General features: G+C 66.3%; 16 protein-coding genes. 6 read left to right on the top strand and 10 right to left on the bottom strand.

Annotated elements, in window-relative coordinates; all coding sequences use genetic code 11:
* Positions 1-15 precede the first annotated feature (15 nt).
* A complete protein-coding gene (locus tag C8J44_RS15165) occupies positions 16-732 on the top strand; it encodes a cytochrome c family protein (protein WP_121905490.1) in 717 nt (238 codons plus the stop codon).
* Between the two features lie 140 nt (positions 733-872).
* On the opposite strand, the gene C8J44_RS15170 is transcribed toward C8J44_RS15165, so the two are convergent.
* Positions 873-1757 carry a TIGR00730 family Rossman fold protein gene (locus tag C8J44_RS15170; protein WP_121905165.1) on the bottom strand — a complete coding sequence of 295 codons (885 nt, stop codon included), beginning with the start codon at positions 1755-1757 and terminating at the stop codon, positions 873-875.
* A gap of 46 nt (positions 1758-1803) precedes the next feature.
* Complete coding sequence (locus C8J44_RS15175; RefSeq protein WP_183128801.1) at positions 1804-2457, bottom strand: extensin family protein; 654 nt, start codon at positions 2455-2457, stop codon at positions 1804-1806.
* Between the two features lie 211 nt (positions 2458-2668).
* Between C8J44_RS15175 and C8J44_RS15180 the strand changes: the two genes are divergently transcribed.
* The 5 genes from C8J44_RS15180 to C8J44_RS15200 all read left to right on the top strand — a co-directional run bounded on the left by C8J44_RS15180 (position 2669) and on the right by C8J44_RS15200 (position 8501).
* The gene (locus tag C8J44_RS15180) at positions 2669-3823 is read left to right on the top strand and encodes a phosphoserine transaminase (RefSeq protein ID WP_121905166.1); all 1155 of its coding nucleotides are present in this window, start codon (positions 2669-2671) and stop codon (positions 3821-3823) included.
* Between the two features lie 205 nt (positions 3824-4028).
* On the top strand, positions 4029-5606 hold the full coding sequence (gene serA, locus C8J44_RS15185; protein ID WP_056061130.1) for a phosphoglycerate dehydrogenase: 1578 nt from the start codon (positions 4029-4031) through the stop codon (positions 5604-5606).
* A gap of 125 nt (positions 5607-5731) precedes the next feature.
* A complete protein-coding gene (locus C8J44_RS15190) occupies positions 5732-6085 on the top strand; it encodes an endonuclease domain-containing protein (protein ID WP_259466890.1) in 354 nt (117 codons plus the stop codon).
* Positions 6082-7182: an ATP phosphoribosyltransferase regulatory subunit gene (locus C8J44_RS15195; RefSeq protein ID WP_056054984.1), complete on the top strand. Its 1101-nt coding sequence runs from the start codon at positions 6082-6084 to the stop codon at positions 7180-7182. Before C8J44_RS15190 ends, C8J44_RS15195 begins: the two co-directional genes overlap by 4 nt.
* Before the next feature lie 29 nt (positions 7183-7211).
* Positions 7212-8501, top strand: coding sequence for an adenylosuccinate synthase (locus tag C8J44_RS15200; RefSeq protein WP_121905168.1), 1290 nt, complete (start codon positions 7212-7214; stop codon positions 8499-8501).
* A 62-nt stretch (positions 8502-8563) separates the two neighbouring features.
* Here the strand turns inward: C8J44_RS15200 and C8J44_RS15205 are convergent, their stop codons facing one another.
* The 8 genes from C8J44_RS15205 to C8J44_RS15240 all read right to left on the bottom strand — a co-directional run bounded on the left by C8J44_RS15205 (position 8564) and on the right by C8J44_RS15240 (position 14649).
* Positions 8564-9010, bottom strand: a complete 447-nt coding sequence (locus C8J44_RS15205) for a hypothetical protein (RefSeq protein ID WP_121905169.1) — start codon at positions 9008-9010, stop codon at positions 8564-8566.
* A 56-nt stretch (positions 9011-9066) separates the two neighbouring features.
* Positions 9067-10134 carry a chorismate synthase gene (gene aroC, locus C8J44_RS15210; RefSeq protein ID WP_121905170.1) on the bottom strand — a complete coding sequence of 356 codons (1068 nt, stop codon included), beginning with the start codon at positions 10132-10134 and terminating at the stop codon, positions 9067-9069.
* Complete coding sequence (locus tag C8J44_RS15215) at positions 10131-10484, bottom strand: DUF2442 domain-containing protein (protein WP_121905171.1); 354 nt, start codon at positions 10482-10484, stop codon at positions 10131-10133. The genes aroC and C8J44_RS15215 overlap by 4 nt, the downstream gene beginning before the upstream one ends.
* The gene (locus C8J44_RS15220; protein WP_121905172.1) at positions 10468-10716 is read right to left on the bottom strand and encodes a DUF4160 domain-containing protein; all 249 of its coding nucleotides are present in this window, start codon (positions 10714-10716) and stop codon (positions 10468-10470) included. Before C8J44_RS15220 ends, C8J44_RS15215 begins: the two co-directional genes overlap by 17 nt.
* On the bottom strand, positions 10716-11519 hold the full coding sequence (gene fabI, locus C8J44_RS15225) for an enoyl-ACP reductase FabI (RefSeq protein ID WP_107964572.1): 804 nt from the start codon (positions 11517-11519) through the stop codon (positions 10716-10718). The genes C8J44_RS15220 and fabI overlap by 1 nt, the downstream gene beginning before the upstream one ends.
* A gap of 11 nt (positions 11520-11530) precedes the next feature.
* Complete coding sequence (locus C8J44_RS15230; RefSeq protein ID WP_231420838.1) at positions 11531-12406, bottom strand: YihY/virulence factor BrkB family protein; 876 nt, start codon at positions 12404-12406, stop codon at positions 11531-11533.
* 82 nt (positions 12407-12488) lie between these two features.
* Positions 12489-13427, bottom strand: a complete 939-nt coding sequence (locus tag C8J44_RS15235; protein WP_082471017.1) for a DnaJ C-terminal domain-containing protein — start codon at positions 13425-13427, stop codon at positions 12489-12491.
* Between the two features lie 319 nt (positions 13428-13746).
* Complete coding sequence (locus C8J44_RS15240) at positions 13747-14649, bottom strand: transglutaminase family protein (RefSeq protein ID WP_056055002.1); 903 nt, start codon at positions 14647-14649, stop codon at positions 13747-13749.
* Positions 14650-14701 lie beyond the last annotated feature (52 nt).

A 14701-nucleotide genomic window follows, 5' to 3' on the forward strand; every position in this document is an offset into this window, starting at 1 on the left:
GGGCGGATGCACAAGATGGACAATCGGACCAATACGATCGCCGGCTGGGTGCTCGCAGGCTGTGGTGCGGCGCTCGGGTTGTCGATCGTCGGCGGGATGATGTTCCACGGCGAGCGCCCCGAGAAGATGGGCTATGCGATCGAGGGTGTCGTCGCCGAGGGCGGCGAGGGTGCCGCCGCCGACGTGCCGATCGCCTCGCTGCTGCCGACCGCCGACGCCGCCAAGGGCGCCGAAGTGTTCAAGAAGTGCGCCGCCTGCCACACCATCAACCAGGGCGGCGCGAATGGTGTCGGCCCGAACCTGTACGGCACGGTCGGCGAGGAGATCGCCAAGGGCAAGGCCGGGTACGCGTTCTCGTCGGCGCTGGCCGGGATCGGCGGCAAGTGGGACTTCGACAAGCTGAACGCGTGGCTGACGTCGCCGCGCAAGTTCGCTCCGGGGACGAAGATGACCTTTGCGGGGCTCGGCAATGCGCAGGACCGGGCGAACGTGATCCTGTATCTCAACCAGCAGGGTTCGAACCTGCCGTTGCCAGCGGCGCCTGCGGCTGGCGCTGCTCCGGCGGCTAAGGGTGCGGCGGCTAAGGATCAGCCGGCGACGGCGAATGCGGCGGAAGCGGCGGCTACCAAGGGCGCGCCGACTGCGGACATCGCCAACACCGGAACGCCCGCGTCGGGTGCGCCATCGGTGGATCCGGAAGCAGCTCGCAAGGGCGCCCGCTCGGAGAAGTAATCTTCCTACTCCCTCTCCCCTCCGGGGAGAGGGTCGGGGTGAGGGGCTGCCAAGCAGTGCGGCGCCTGGAACAGCCCCTCACCCCAGCCCTCTCCCCGGAAGGGGGAGAGGGAGCAGAAGGGTTCCCCTCTCCGGATGGCTCAGCCCTCAGCCGCTTCCTTCTCCGCCCGCTCGCGATAGAACGACTGCACCGCGTCCCAGGCCTCGTCCGCGGTCTCGACGTAGCGGAAGATCCCCAGGTCCTTCTCGCTGACGACGCCTTCCTCGACCAGCGCGTCGAAGTTCACGACCCGCTCCCAGAACTGACGCCCGAACAGCAGCACGGGGATTGGCTGGATCTTGCCCGTCTGGATCAGCGTCAGCAGCTCGAACAGTTCGTCGAACGTCCCGAACCCACCCGGAAACGCCGCCAGCGCCCGCGCATGCAGCAGGAAGTGCATCTTGCGCAGCGCGAAATAGTGGAACTGCACCGACAGCGACGGCGTGACGTACGGGTTCGGCGCCTGCTCGTGCGGCAGGACGATGTTCAGCCCGATCGACTCGGCGCCGACGTCGTCAGCCCCGCGGTTGGCGGCTTCCATGATCGACGGACCGCCGCCCGAGCACACCACGAACTGCCGCCAGCCACGCTCGTCGCGCGGCAGCACGCTGACCTTGGCGGCCAGCTCACGCGCGACGTCGTAATATTTCGACTTCTCTACCAGCCGCTCGGCGATCTTCTTCGATTTCTCGTCGGTCGCGAGCGTCAGCAGCGCCTGCGCCTTCGACGGCTCGGGAATGCGCGCGGAGCCGTAGAACACGAACGTCGAGCCGATCTTGGCCTCGTCGAGGACGAGTTCGGTCTTCAGTAGTTCGAGCTGGAACCGCACCGGCCGAAGGTCTTCGCGCAACAGGAAATCCATGTCCTGGAAGGCGAGCCGGTAATGCGGGTGCTGCGTCTGGGGGGTGGAAACGGAGTCGCGAGCGGACTCGGCATCCTGGCTGGCGTTCGGAAAAACGCGCGATGGTACTCGTGTATCGGTCATTCAGGCGCGATTAGAGGAAACGCGCGGGGAGGGCTAGAGCGGTGCGCTAGCGGCAGAAATTGGCGTGATCGTCTTCGAGATGGAGGTGGTTGCGGTGCGCGGCGTTGTAGTCGGGGCTGAGCACCGTCCCGAACCGCTTGCACGCCGACGCGCGGATCGTCTGGAGGAACTGGCGGACCTGCGGATCGGACGAGTTCCAGTCGTTGAGCACGGTGATCCGTCGCCCGTCCTTCAGCACGAACCCGCCGATATCGATCGCGTTGGCGATCGCGTGGCCCGAGCGGCGGACAGGACCGCGCGTGGAGCCGACGACGTTGCGGCAGGCGTAACTCCCCATGCTGTCGACCCGCGCGAGTTCGCTGCCGAGCATCTGGTACGCGGCCGGCGCGACCGCATTGCGCGTCCAGCCGATGAACGCGCGTGCCGCGCCGCAGCGGACCGCGGTGAGATTGGCGACGGGTACGCCGATATCGACCAGCTTCACCGTGCCGTTCAGCCCGCAACCGGGCCCCGTTTCGCGGTCGGGCAGGACTTGGAACGAGACGTGCAACTCGCGCAGGTCGGCGAGGCACTGCGCGGTCTCGCGGTTGCTCGGGACGGAGAGGTTGGGGCGGGTCTTGGTCGGCGCGGTGGGGCGATCGGCACGTCCGCACGCGGCAAGCGTGAGGATGACGAGAAGGGGGTAAAATACGCGATACATGCCCGTATAATCTCTGCCTTGGCCCTACTTGTCACCCTTTCTCCGTTCGTGCTGAGCGAAGTCGAAGCATCCGGTAGTGTGGGAGGGTACCCTTCGACTTCGCTCAGGGCGAACGGAGAAAGGGAAGGTTGACACCCCCGCGAACGCCGTTAGGGCCGGCGGCGGGCCACGCGGTCCCAACGCCGCGCGTGCTCTCTGTGAGGAGAGATACATGACTGATACGACCTACGCACCCGCTACAGATGCGCCTGCGCTGCCCGCTACGAAGCCGGCACGTCCCTTTTTCAGCTCCGGTCCCTGCGCGAAACCTCCGGGTTGGTCCGCGGACAAGCTCGCCACCGCATCGCTTGGTCGCTCGCATCGCTCGAAGATCGGCAAGACCCGCCTCCAGTACAGCATCGAGCTGATGCGCGAACTGTTGAAGCTCCCCGATACGCACCGCATCGGCATCGTCCCCGGCTCCGACACCGGCGCGTACGAGATGGCGATGTGGACGATGCTGGGCGCCAAGCCCGTCACCGCGCTGGCGTGGGAAAGCTTCGGCGAGGGCTGGGTCACCGATGCGGTCAAGCAGCTCAAGATCGACCCCACGGTAGTGCGCGCCGATTACGGCCAGCTGCCCGATCTGGACGCGGTCGACTGGTCGAACGACGTGCTGTTCACCTGGAACGGCACCACCAGCGGCGTTCGTGTGCCGAACGCGGACTGGATCCCGGACGACCGCGAGGGTCTCTCGTTCGCCGATGCGACCTCGGGCGTGTTTGCGTACGATATCGACTGGACGAAGATCGATGTGGCGACCTTCTCGTGGCAGAAGGTGCTCGGCGGGGAGGGCGCGCACGGCGTGCTGATCCTCGGGCCGCGTGCGGTCGAGCGGCTGGAGACTTACACGCCGGCATGGCCGTTACCGAAGGTGTTCCGCCTCGTCTCGAAGGGCAAGCTCACCGAGGGTGTGTTCAAGGGCGAGACGATCAACACGCCGTCGATGCTGGCGGTCGAGGACGCGATCTTCAGCCTCGAATGGGCGAAGTCGCTCGGCGAGGACGGCCTGATCAAGCGGTCGGATGCGAATGCGGCGGCCTTGGACACGATCGTGGCGGAGCGCGACTGGCTGGGGCATCTTGCGGTCGATCCGGCGACGCGGTCGAAGACCAGCGTGTGCCTCACGGTCGAGGGTGCGGACGAGGCGTTGATCAAGGCGATGGCCTCGGCGCTCGAAAAGGCTGGCGCGGCGTATGACGTGGCGGGTTACCGCGATGCGCCTCCGGGGCTTCGTATCTGGTGCGGCGCGACCGTCGATACCGCCGATATCGAGGCGCTCGGCCCCTGGCTCGACTGGGCCTACGCGACCGCCAAGGCGGCCTAACCAGCTACCGCGTCTTTTACGTCTTCCTTCCAACAACCACCCCCATTCCGTCATCCCGGCGCACGCCGGGACCCATGGACACGGAGCGCCCGCTCATGATGCGGACCGCAACCGTGGGTCCCGGCTTCCGCCGGGATGACGGGGAGGGGGCAGGATCGGAACGGAAGGCGGCACCCCAATTCACCGAATTCCCAGGAGCAATCCCATGCCAAAAGTCCTTATTTCCGACAAAATGGATCCCCGCGCTGCCCAGATCTTCCGCGAGCGCGGCGTCGAGGTCGACGAGATCACCGGCAAGACGCCCGCCGAGCTGATCGCGATCATCGGCGAGTATGACGGCCTCGCGATCCGCAGCTCGACCAAGGTCACCAAGGAAATCCTCGAGCACGCGACCAACCTGAAGGTCGTCGGCCGCGCGGGCATCGGCGTCGACAACGTCGACATCCCCGCCGCGTCGGCAAAGGGCGTGGTCGTGATGAACACGCCGTTCGGCAACTCGATCACCACCGCCGAGCACGCGATCGCGCTGATGTTCGCGCTCGCCCGGCAACTGCCCGAGGCCGACGCCTCGACCCAGGCCGGCAAGTGGGAGAAGAACCGCTTCATGGGCGTCGAGTTGACGTCGAAGACGCTTGGCCTGATCGGCGCGGGCAATATCGGTTCGATCGTCGCCGACCGCGCGCGCGGCCTCAAGATGAAGGTCGTCGCGTTCGATCCGTTCCTGACGCCCGAGCGCGCGATCGAGATCGGCGTCGAGAAGGTCACGCTCGACGAACTGCTCGCGCGCGCCGACTTCATCACGCTGCACACGCCGCTGACCGACCAGACGCGCAACATCCTCTCGGCCGAGGCGCTCGCCAAGACCAAGAAGGGTGTCCGCATCATCAACTGCGCGCGCGGTGGCCTGATCGACGAGGTCGCGCTGAAGGCGGCGCTCGATTCGGGGCAGGTCGGCGGCGCCGCGCTCGACGTGTTCGTCGAGGAGCCCGCCAAGGCGTCGCCGCTGTTCAACACGCCGAACTTCGTCAGCACGCCGCATCTCGGCGCGTCGACGACCGAGGCGCAGGTCAATGTCGCGATTCAGGTCGCCGAGCAGATGGCCGATTTCCTGATGTCGGGCGGCGTCACGAATGCGCTCAACATGCCGTCGCTGTCGGCCGAGGAAGCGCCGAAGCTGAAGCCGTATATGGCGCTGGCTGAGAAGCTCGGGTCGCTGGTCGGGCAGTTGACGACCGGCGCGGTGTCGCGGATTTCGGTCCATACCGAAGGCGCGGCGGCCGATCTGAACGCGAAGCCGATCGTGAGCGCGGTGCTTGCCGGCTATCTCCAGACGCAGACCGCGACCGTCAACATGGTCAACGCGCCAGTCCTGGCGCGCGAGCGTGGTCTCGAAGTTCGCGAAGTGCGTACCGAGCGTGAGGCGGATTACCACACGCTGCTGCGCGTCGCGGTGAAGACCGAGGATGGTGAGCGGTCTGTGGCCGGCACGCTGTTCGGCGATTCGGCGCCGCGGTTGGTCGAGCTGCTCGGGATCAAGATCGAAGCCGATCTGGCGGGGCCGATGCTGTACGTCGTCAACGAGGATGCGCCGGGGTTCATCGGTCGTCTGGGGACTGCGCTTGGCGAGGCTGGGGTGAACATCGGGACGTTCCATCTTGGTCGTCGTTCGGCTGGTGGCGAGGCGGTGTTGCTGCTGTCGGTCGACGAAGCGGTGACGCCGGACCTGCTGACGAAGGTCCGCGCGCTCCCCGGCGTAAAGACCGCAATGGGCCTCAACTTCTAAGCCTGCTAGGCTTCTTGCTTAAGCCCTCTCCCCTCCGGGGAGAGGGTTGGGTGAGGGGCAGTTGGGAAGGGCATCGTTTGCGGCGCCCCTCACCCCGACCCTCTCCCCGGAGGGGAGAGGGAGCAGTGAAGGTCGACGACCTACTTCTCGATCGCGCCAAGCGGATGCGGCGGGAGCCAACTCCTGCGGAGGCTAAGCTCTGGCGCCATCTCCGTGATCGCCAAATCTCGAACACCAAATTCACCCGCCAGTTCGTTATCGGCCCGTACATCGCCGACTACTGCGCCCGCGACGCGAAACTCGTCATCGAGGTTGACGGCGATACGCATAGTGACCAAGCGCGCGACGCAAGCCGAACGGATTGGCTCCAAAGACAGGGATATCGCGTGATACGGTTCAGCAACGCCGACATCATGTCCGGGATGGACGGGGTCTGGCACGTTATATCGGCAGCCCTCACAGCGGAGTCTGCGAAGTGACCGCACTCCTCCCCGAAGGTTTCCGAGATCGCCTCCCCCCGTTCGCCGATTCGGCCGCGGCGCTGGAAGCCCGCGTACTCGAAGCTGCTCGTCTCCACGGCTACGAGCGCGTCGATCCGCCGCTCGCCGAATTTGCCGATGGGCTTGAGATGCGCCTCAAAGCCGGTGGCCTTCACGACGCGGTGCGCTTCGTCGATCCGGTGTCGCAACGCACCCTTGCGATCCGCCCCGACATCACCGCACAGGTCGCGCGGATCGCCGCCACGCGGATGGGGCATCACCCTCGGCCGGTCCGGCTGAGCTATGCTGGCTCCGTGCTGAAACTACGCGCGTCGCAGCTCGCGCCCGCCCGTGAGACCCGGCAGATCGGCTGTGAGTTGATCGGGCTCGACTCAGTCGCCGCTGCGCAGGAGCTCGTCGCAGTAGCAGTCGACATGATCGCCGCCGCCGACGTTACCGGTGCGTCGATCGACTTCACGCTGCCCGACCTAGTGCCGACGCTCGCCGCCGGCCCGCTTCCCGTCGCACCTGAGCAGATCGCCACCCTGCGCGATCGCCTCGACGCCAAGGACGCCGGCGCCGTCGCCGCACTCGCGCCCGCCTACCTCTCCCTGATCGAAGCCGCCGGCCCGTTTGACCAGGCAATGGACCGCCTCCGGGCGTTCGACACCACCGGCGCTCTCGCTTCGCGCCTCGACGGCCTCGCGCGCATCGCCGAAGCACTCGACGGCCGCGTCGCGCTGACGCTCGACCCGACCGAGCGTCATGGCTTCGAATACCAGACCTGGCTCGGCTTCTCGCTCTTCGCCGACGGTAGTGCGCGCGAAGTCGGTCGCGGTGGCACCTACACCATTGTTCACGAAACCGGCGCCGAGGAAGCTGCTACCGGCTTCTCGCTGTTCGCCGACGCCTTGGTCGAGCGTGTCGCCACCGTCGATCGCCGCCGCCTCTTCCTCCCGTTCGGTACCGCTGCCGGCGAAGGCGCAGCGATGCGCGCGCAAGGCTGGGTCACCGTCGCCGCTCTCGACGCCGGCGACACCCCCGAAGCACAAGTCTGCACGCATCTATGGGTAGCAGGCGAGCCCCGCGCGCTGTAGGCGCTGCGCGTAATCTCAGGAGATAGAGTTTGGCCAACGTAGCAGTCATCGGCGCGCAATGGGGCGACGAAGGCAAGGGCAAGATCGTCGACTGGCTCGCCGAGCGTGCCGACATGGTCGTGCGGTTCCAGGGCGGCCACAATGCCGGCCACACGCTGGTCGTCGGCGATAACGTCTATAAGTTGTCGCTGCTGCCGTCGGGTATCGTCCGCGGCACGCCGTCGTTCATCGGCAACGGCGTGGTGCTCGATCCCTGGGCGCTGAAGGACGAGATCGCGCGGTTGGGCGCGCAGGGCGTTGTCGCGACACCGGAGACGCTGCGGATCGCCGACACCTGCGCGCTGATCCTGCCGTTCCACCGCGATCTCGACGGTCTGCGTGAAGACGCCAGCGGCGCCGGCAAGATCGGCACGACCCGCCGCGGCATCGGGCCTGCGTATGAGGACAAGGTCGGTCGCCGTGCGATCCGCGTCTGCGACCTCGCGCACCTCGATGATCTCGGGCCGCAGCTCGATCGCCTCACCGCGCATCACGATGCTCTGCGCGCAGGCTTCGGCGAGCCGCCGATCGATCGCGCCCGCCTGATCGCGGAACTGCGCGAGATCGCTGGCTTCGTGCTGCCGTTCGCCAAGCCTGTATGGCGCGACCTCAATGCCGCGCGTTCGGCCGGCAAGCGCATCCTGTTCGAGGGCGCGCAGGGCGTGCTGCTCGACGTCGATCACGGCACCTATCCGTTCGTCACCTCGTCGAACACGATCGCGGGCGCAGCGGCTGGTGGTTCGGGCCTGGGGCCATCGGCGGTCGGTTTCGTGCTCGGGATCGCCAAGGCGTACACGACGCGCGTCGGCTCGGGGCCGTTCCCGACCGAGCTCGAGAACGAGACCGGCGAGCGGCTCGGCGTACGCGGGCACGAGTTCGGCACCGTCACCGGGCGGAAGCGCCGTTGCGGCTGGTTCGATGCAGTGCTGGTGCGCCAGGCGGCGGCGGTGGGTGGTATCACGGGGATCGCGCTGACCAAGATCGACGTGCTCGACGGGTTCGAGACCGTGTCGATCTGCACCGGCTACAAGTTGCGCGGCGAGACGCTCGATTATTTCCCGGCGCACGCGGCGGACCAGGCGCTGGTGGAGCCGATCTACGAGACGATGGAAGGCTGGCAGGAAACGACTGCGGGTGCACGCAGCTGGGCCGACCTTCCGGGGCAGGCGATCAAGTATATCCGCCGGATCGAGGAGTTGATCCGCTGTCCGGTGACGTTGGTGTCGACCAGCCCGCAGCGTGCCGACACGATCCTCGTCCGCGATCCATTCTCGGACTGAGCTGGCACGAAAAAGCCGGGCGATCGCTCGCCCGGCTTTTCATTTACTTCAACGAGGTCAGATCAGCGCGGGGTGGTCGTGCCGGTCGTCCCGCCCGTGGTCGAACCCATCGTGCCGGTGGTCGTGCCACCCATCGTGCCGGTGGTGCCCGTCGTACCACCCATCGTGTCGGCGCCCATCGTGCTGCCGGTCGTGCCCGACATCGTGCTGCCCGTCGTACCAGTGCCGCTCATCGTGCCCGACGTCGTGCCGTGTGTACGGCTACGCGCCTTCGTGCCACGCTGGGTGCGCGTCGTCGTGGTCGATTGGGTGCTGGTCGAGGGGCTCGCCTGATCCATCGTACCGGTCGACATGCCGCCGGTCGTGCTGCCTGCGGTCGAACCGCCCATGGTGCCGCCGCTCATCGTGCCACCCGTGGTGCCGCCCATCGAGCCGCCGGTGCTCGTCTGTGCCAGTGCCACGCCCGGAATGATCAACGCTGCCGCTGCGATCGAAGTCAAAATACGCATTTCGCTCTCCTATGTTATTGAAGAGCAAGCGCTTAAGTCCTGCTTATGTTCCGTCGTCAGCCACACTGGCCCCGATGCAGCAGCGCCTGATCGGCCAGCACGAGCGCGACCATCGCCTCGACCACCGGGACCCCGCGGATGCCGACGCAGGGGTCGTGCCGGCCCTTGGTGGCGATCGTCGCGGCTTCGCCGGTCGGGCTGATCGTCTCGACCGGGGTGAGGATCGAGCTGGTCGGCTTGAACGCCACGCGGAGCCGAATCGGCTGGCCGGTCGCGATCCCGCCGGCGATCCCACCCGCATGGTTGGCGAGGAACTCCGGGCCATCGACGCCCGGCCGCATCGGGTCGGCATTCGCCTCGCCCGACAGTGCGGCAGCGGCGAACCCGTCGCCGATCTCGATGCCCTTGACCGCATTTATGCTCATGCAGGCGGAGGCGAGTTCGGAATCGAGCTTGGCATAGAGCGGCGCGCCCCATCCGGCCGGCACACCGGCCGCCTCGCACGCGATCACCGCGCCTAGCGACGAGCCTGATTTCCGCGCCGCGTCGACCAGCCCCTCCCAGCGGAGTGCGGCCTCGGCGTCGGGGCAGAAGAACGGGTTCTGGTCGATCTGCGCGTCGTCGAAGTTGGCCGGATCGATCGCATCGCCACCGATCGCCTCGACCCAGGCGCGAACGCGGACTTGCGGCACGACGAGCCGCGCGACCGCACCGGCCGCGACGCGTGCGGCGGTCTCGCGCGCCGACGAGCGGCCACCACCGCGGAAATCGCGGAATCCGTATTTTGCGTCATAGGCATAGTCGGCGTGGCCTGGGCGATACGCCTTGGCGACGTCCGAATAGTCCTTCGATCGCTGGTCGACATTCTCAATCATCAGGCTGATCGGCGTGCCCGTCGTGCGCCCCTCGAATACGCCCGAAAGAATGCGCACCGTATCCGGCTCGCGCCGCTGCGTCGTGAAGCGCGAGGTGCCGGGACGGCGCTTGTCGAGCCAAGGCTGGATGTCGGCTTCGGTCAGCGGAATGCCAGGTGGGCACCCGTCGACGATCGCCCCCAGCGCAGGCCCATGCGACTCGCCCCAGGTGGTGAAGCGGAACAGCCGTCCAAACGTATTGAAGCTCATTCCGCTGCGACCGCGTCCCAGGCGGAGCCGAACCGCTCTGCCATATAGCGCGCCGTGCCGAAGCGGCCGGCCATCAGTCCGGCTACGGTAAAGTCCGCGTCGAGCGACTCCCAATGCAGACCAAATCCGACACCCAGAATTTCGACTTCCGCGATCTGGTCCGGGGTCGCGCGATCGAAGCCCTGCAACAGCTGCGGCGGAAACGCGAACGTCGATCCATTCACCAGATCGACCACGATACGATCTTGGTCGCGATCGTAGCGCGCGCTCTTCGCCCGGGGCTTGGTCGCCATGGCGATGCGACCGCGTTCGTTCGCAGCCAGGATGTCTTCGTCAGTCAGCTCGGTCATGGATTTCGACCCATTTCATCAGCAGCATTGTCTGGTTCCGAGCGACGGCGGTTAACGCGCGCCGCTGCATCGCTCCGCTCAGTCCTTCCGCATATATCATGCGCGGAGACCGCCCGTCGCCTCCGATCTCGATCTTCGCTTCGCCGTCTCCAAATACGTGGACATTAGCCGGTGCGTGATCGTCGAGGAAGATCATGAACCGCAGGCCATGTAGCCGGAGGACGGTGGGCATCAAGCCAAGGCGATATCGGGGGCGTCTTCGGCTTTCATGCCGATCACATTGTAGCCGGCGTCTACATGGTGCGTTTCGCCCGTGACGCCCGAAGCCAGGTCGCTCAGCAGGTATAGCCCAGCACCGCCGACATCGTCGATCGTCACGTTGCGCTTGAGCGGCGAGTTCAGCTCGTTCCACTTCAGGATCAGGCGGAAATCGCCGATGCCGCTAGCCGCCAACGTCTTGATCGGCCCCGCCGAGATCGCATTCACGCGGATATTGTCGCGACCCAGATCGACCGCGAGATACTGCACGCTCGTCTCCAGCGCCGCCTTCGCGACCCCCATCACGTTGTAATGCGGGATGACCTTCTCGGCGCCATAGTAACTGAGCGTCAGCATCGCGCCGCCCTCGGTCATCATCTTCGCAGCACGCTGCGCCACCGCGACGAACGAATAGACCGAGATGTTCATCGTCATCAGGAAATTGTCGAGGCTGGTATCGACGAACCGCCCGCGCAGCTCGTTCTTGTCCGAAAAGCCGATCGCGTGGACGACGAAGTCGATCGTCGGCCATTCCTCGGCGAGCTTGTCGAAGGTCGCATCGAGCGCACCCATGTCCGACACGTCGCAATCGAACAGCCGCGCCACGCCCAATTGCTCGGCGAGCGGGCGGACGCGCTTCTCCATCGTCTCGCCCTGGTAGCTGAACGCGAGCTCGGCGCCCGCTTCGGACAGCTTCTTGGCAATCCCCCAGGCCAGCGACTTGTCGTTCGCCAAGCCCATGATCAGCCCACGCTTGCCCGCCATCAAACCGTTCACGCCGTCCCCGCCTATACCTGCATATCCGTAGCAGGCTGCTCTAGCGTTGTTTCGGGTGGTTCCGCCAGTGCTGCGTTCAGATGCGCACCGAATACGAGACCGAGCCCGATGACATAGAAAAACAACAGCATGATGACGACACCCGCCAAGCTGCCATAGGTGAGGTCGTAGCCGCCGAGCCGCGACAGGATCACCGGGAGCAACGCGGTCGCGCTGACCCACCAGGCAGTGGTGAACAATGCGCCCGGCCATTTGCGGCATTTCGAATAGCGATAACGCGACGGCGTCACCGAATAGAAGAGCAGGTACAGCGCGCCGAACATCAGCAGGCCGGGGATGAGGCGAGAGAGCCCGACCCAGCCGGCTGCGTCCTGCGCGAACGGCACGAGCCGGTAGATGAACTGCTCTGCGGCGGTGAGGATACCCTGGACAAGGAACGACAGCAGCGCGATTACCACCGACAGGATGATCACGGCGGATGACCCTAACCGCGATTTCCAGAACGGCGCGGTCGCCTTGATCCCGTAGGCGCGGTGGAAGATATCGCGGATCGTCTCGACGAAGCTGCCGACCGTCCACAGTCCGACCAGCGCGCCGAGCCACAATAGCGACCCGGTCCGCGCGGCAAGCACGTCGGCGATCGGCTTGCGCAACAGGTCGCCGACGTTGGGCGGCAGGACGTTCAGGAACGACTCGACCGCGCGCAAAGTCTCGACGCTCTGCCCGAAGATCGACAGGATCGCCGCCGCAACGATAAAGAACGGAAACACCGTCATCAACGCGAGATAGGCGAGGTTTCCCGCGTGGATGAAGCCATCGTTGAACACGCCGACGGCTGCACGTTTGAAAACCTCGAACGCGTAACTGCCTGGCCTGACCTTCGCCATGCCACGAGTGAGACGGGCGCGCGTCGCACTATGATCATGCGCGCGCGCTTCGGGCGTTAGGGTATTATCATTCACAAGGCGTTCAGACGCCCATGGCCCCCCGCGGGTTCCCCGCGTTGCGCCCATCCCAGCTTTCGACGAACGCGGTAAGCGCCGCATCGCTCGCGGGAATGTCGATCATCAGCGTGACCAACTGATCGCCCCGCGTGCCGCCCTTCTTGTGGAAACCCTTGCCCTTGAGGCGCAGCGTCTTGCCCGACGTCGTACCCTTGGGGATGGTCAGCATCACCGGCTTGTCGACCGTCGGAGCCTTGACCGAGCCGCCCAGCACCGCTTCGGCGAGCGTGATCGGCAGGTCGAGGCGGACGTCGTCGCCGTCGCGCGTGAAGAACTTGTGCGGCTGGACCTCGATCGTCAGGATCGCATCGCCTGCGCCGCCCGGACCCTGCTCGCCCTTGCCGGCCAGCTTCATCTGCGTGCCGGTCTCGACCCCGGCGGGGAGCTTGAGATCGAGCGTCTTGCCGTCCGCGAGCGTCACGCGCTGCGGCTCCAGCGTCGCCGCCTCGACGAAAGGCACCTGCAGGCGATACGCGGCATTCTCGCCCTTGGGCTGCGGCCTACGACCGAAGCCGCCGGAGAACCCGCCGCCACCGCCACGCTGCGCGCCACCGAACAGCCCTTCGAAGATGTCGCTCATGTCGGCCCCGCCGGCGCCGCTTTCATAGCCCTCGCTGCGGAAGCCGCCACCGGGCTGGGGTCGCCCGCCGCCGCCGCCGCCGAACCCGAACGGCGACGCGGGATTGCCGTCGCCGTCGATCTCGCCGCGATCGAACCGCGCGCGCTTGTCCTTGTCGTTCAGCAGGTCGTACGCGTTGGTGACCGTGCTGAACCGCTCCGACGCCTTCGGGTTGTCCTTGTTGCGATCGGGATGAAGCTCTTTCGCGAGCTTGCGGTACGCCTTCTTGATGTCGGCTTCGGTCGCGTCGCGCGCTACACCCAGAGTCTTGTACGGATCGGCCACTTACGTCCCCATTCTAACTTGCGCGTCTATGTGGGGCGGTGCGCAGCGCAACGCAATTGCGCGCGGGGTGTTTGGTTGCACGAGAGGAACGATCATGACCAAACAACCGATGCAGGGCGTGCCGAAGAACGACGATGGCGCGAAGGAGAAGGACGGCGAAAGCGGCGGCGGCTCGTACCCGAACCCGCACGACGAGAAGTAAGGCGCGTTCCGTCATTCCCGCGCAGGCGGGAACCCATACTGGCAGGCCTGCGAGATAAGCGCGAACGTCTGCCTATATGGGTCCCCGCCTCCGCGGGGATGACGAACGTGGTCCATGCTACCTAGCGATCGGCGGCTCCGTCTCGTCCAACGGCGCAACATCGACGCTGACGTCCATATTCTGCGCCCCTGACCCGAGCACCACCCCGTCCACTGGCGCAATCTCGGCATAATCCCGCCCGACCGCCATCACGATGTGATCGCTCGCCATCCAGATTCCGTTGGTCGGATCGACCCCGACCCAGCCGCGCACCGGCCCGCACCACAGCAGGACCCACGCATGCGTCGCATCCGCCCCGACCAGCCGCGGCTGACCCTCGGGTGGGATCGTCCGGATATACCCCGACGCATACGCCGCGGGCAGCCCCGCCGCGCGCAGGCCCGTGATCATGATCTGCGCGAAATCCTGGCACACGCCCTTGCGCTGGAAGAACGCCTCGTGCGGCGGCGTATCGACCAACGTCGCGTCCGCATCGAATTCGAACTCAACCTGGATCCGGCGCGCAAGCGCGATCCCGGCTTCCAGTGCGCCCCGGGAAGGATCGAGATCCACCGCGCAATAGTCCGCGATCGCCTGGTCGAGCGGGATCAGCGGCGAGGGATAGATGTAATTCGCCGGGCTCGCCGCGGAGAGGTCGGTGCTCGCCCGCGCCATCGCCGCGATTTCACCCAGCGTCGGATCGCTCGCGTCGGGCACGGGCACGAGGCGATCCACCGTCATCCGCGACCGGCTCTCGATCGTCAGGTGGCGGACCGGACTGTCGACCACCAGCCGCGTGACATTGGCGAGCCCCGCTTCAGCGCGCGCCGGACTGGTACGCCCAGCCGGATGTACCGACAGCGCGTAGCTATCCAGCCGCTGACCCGGCCAGTCGATCGGCTTCAACCGCAGATTGCACCGCGCGAACTTGACGCTCGCGCCGTAATCGAACGTCGTGACGTGGCGAATATCGTAGATCATGCAAATCCTCCCCGGCACGGGGAGGGGGACCGCCAGCTTGCTGGTGGTGGAG

Origin of the sequence: Sphingomonas sp. PP-CE-3A-406, from assembly GCF_003688625.1 — a bacterium.
Taxonomy (GTDB): domain Bacteria; phylum Pseudomonadota; class Alphaproteobacteria; order Sphingomonadales; family Sphingomonadaceae; genus Sphingomonas.